The sequence below is a fragment of the Stackebrandtia soli genome (assembly GCF_965137155.1).
Classification (GTDB): domain Bacteria; phylum Actinomycetota; class Actinomycetes; order Mycobacteriales; family Micromonosporaceae; genus Stackebrandtia; species Stackebrandtia soli.
Genome location: NZ_CBCRZX010000090.1, coordinates 1 through 2538, shown reverse-complemented (window position 1 = coordinate 2538; position 2538 = coordinate 1). Strand labels below are relative to the sequence as shown.

3 protein-coding genes are annotated in these 2538 nt (G+C 65.3%); 1 reads left to right on the top strand and 2 read right to left on the bottom strand.

What is annotated here, in order from left to right; translation table 11 throughout:
- Positions 1-233 precede the first annotated feature (233 nt).
- Positions 234-989 (bottom strand): pentapeptide repeat-containing protein, encoded by a 756-nt coding sequence (locus tag ACM9NP_RS23905; protein WP_415649031.1) that lies wholly within the window; start codon positions 987-989, stop codon positions 234-236.
- Positions 990-1136: 147 nt separating this feature from the next.
- On the opposite strand from ACM9NP_RS23905, the gene ACM9NP_RS23900 reads away from it, so the two are divergent.
- Positions 1137-1751, top strand: coding sequence for an alpha/beta fold hydrolase (locus tag ACM9NP_RS23900; protein ID WP_415649030.1), 615 nt, complete (start codon positions 1137-1139; stop codon positions 1749-1751).
- A gap of 354 nt (positions 1752-2105) precedes the next feature.
- Here ACM9NP_RS23900 and ACM9NP_RS23895 read toward each other — a convergent pair whose 3' ends face one another.
- Positions 2106-2516, bottom strand: coding sequence for a YjbQ family protein (locus ACM9NP_RS23895; RefSeq protein WP_415649032.1), 411 nt, complete (start codon positions 2514-2516; stop codon positions 2106-2108).
- Positions 2517-2538 lie beyond the last annotated feature (22 nt).

The following is a 2538-nucleotide window of genomic DNA, read 5'->3' as shown; positions in this document are numbered from 1 at the left end:
CCTCCCCTAAGAACCCCCCACAGGCATCGAAGACGCCCTCAATCCCCCATCAACGGATTACCGTGAACCGCATGACGGAAATCTGGTCATTGCCGGTCACCGGAGCCGAACAGCTCGACAAAGCCCGCGACTCATCGTCAGGCCGCAGCGCCCTCACGATCAGCGGCGGACGACACCGCCTACGCCAGACCATCATCGCCCTGACGAAAGGCGCGAGCCTCGCCGACCACGACTCACCCGGCGACGCGACCCTTCAAGTCGTCACCGGCAGAATCCGCCTGGAATGGGCCGACGGCGAACTCATCCTCGGCGAAACCGAACTGGCGACCATCCCACCCCAACGACACAGCCTCCTCGCACTCGCCGACGCCGTCGTACTCCTGACCATCGCGCGATAACGGAACCAACGTGATGCCCGCGTCGGCGGCGAGCTGAAACGCCAGCGACATCATGTCGACGCCCGACACCGTCGCGCCCCGCAACGCGCCGATACCCGAGACGTCCTCCAACCGGCAGTTCGTCAACGTCGCACCCGTCATCGTCGCCTCGTTCAACCGCGCACCAGTCAGATCACAATCGACGAACGCGACCCCCGACAGATCGGCACCGGTGAAATCGATCGACGCCAACCGGCAATCCGCGAACACGACATGCGTGAACCGACTGAACCGAAAACCCGCCAAATCACCACGACACCGCGTGAACCGAACATCCCGCACCACGCCGTCCGTCCACTGCAACCCCGTCATACGGTTGTCCGTCACCTCACACCGCCGCAGACTCCCGCCACGCACCTGCAGATTCGCCAAACTCCCACCGTCGACCCGGCAATTCGCCACCGTCACCCGCTCCCAATGACCACCCGACGCGTCCACCGAAGCGAACCGACACTCCTCGATGTCCACGTCAGCGACCTCGAAGCCCGACAAATCGACCCGATCGAAATGCAACGCCGACAGCTGCGCCTCGTCGACGACATCATCGGCCACCCCCGCCACCGTCACATCCGGCAACGCCGGAGCCAACGGTTCACGACGCTTCGACCCCGAACGACCGGCCACGAATACCTCCGACGACTCCAGCGACAAGACCTGAACAATAGGGCCACCACGACCACCCCGACCCGAGAGGGCCCCATGCGACTGATCGCACTCCACGGCGGCATCTGGGAGAACATGACCGCCGAACGATTCTGGCACCGCCCCGGCATCACCACCGGGCTCGAACACGCCGGCCTCACCGTCACCGCCCCGGACCGGCTCCACCGACCCCTCTCGTGGAGCGCCGACACCGCCGCCGTCCAAGCACGTCTTCCGCGTGGACGATTCACGCTCCTGGGGGCGTCCAACGCCAACACCGCCGCGATCCGACTCGCCGCCCGATACCCGCGTCGCATCACCGCCCTCATCCTCGCGTGGCCCGCCACCCGCGGCCACGACGACGACGAATTCGCCGCGTTCCTCACCCGCCAGGGCGCCCGAAACGAGACCATCACCGACCTGACCACCGGACAGACCCTCCGGGGCGTCACCGACAGCACCATCGCGACCCTCCCGATGCCCGTCGCCATCGTCCCCGCGCCACCACAATCCCACCACCACCGGCCCGAGACCGTGACGGCGCTGCGCCGACTCCTACCGCACGCCGCCGTCCTACCCGAGACCCCCGAACCACCGCGCCCCGACTTCCCCACCCACCGGGACCGATTCATCCACGACCTCACGCGGTGGATCACCGACCACCAGCCATGACCCACATGAGACCCCCCGCAGATCGATCAAGTCCTCATCACCGGTAACCGCAGGCCACCAGGACCTTCCGTCGAGAGCGCACCAACACCCGGTAGGTGGTTTCGGCGCCGACGACCCAAGCGATCGAGTGCAGTACAAGGGAATCCGAGTTCACGAGCACCCTGCAATCGCCCGCATGAACCCCGAATCGTGAATCGAAGCCTGCACCGCTCGAACCCGAACAGGTCCCCAGGACAGAGACGACCAGTCGGTTCCGAAACACCAGCCGTGTGGGACTCAACCCGTTCGCGTTCAGACCACATCGCGGCCCATAACACGGGCCCTCGCCACCGAACTCAACCAAACCACATCGGTCTAACCCTGAAACGACAACCGCACCGAACGCTCCAAATTATCCACATTGGTGTCCACGAAGACGATCGACTGCCACGTCCCCAACGCCACCGCCCCCGCGACCACCGGCAACGTCGCATGCGGCGCGACAAAACCCGGCACCACATGATCACGACCATGCCCCCGCGACCCATGCCGATGCCGCCACCGATCATCAGCCGGCAACAACTCGCCAATCGCCGCCAACAAGTCGTCATCACTACCCGCACCAGTCTCGATCACGGCGATCCCCGCCGTCGCATGCGGACAGAACACGTTCAACAACCCCTCCACCGCCCCCACCCGACGCAAGAACGACGAACACTCGGCCGTGAGATCAACGACAACGGGCTCCGACGGCGCCGACAACGCGATCACATCAGTAAAGAACACCCCGACATCGTCCCACCCACAC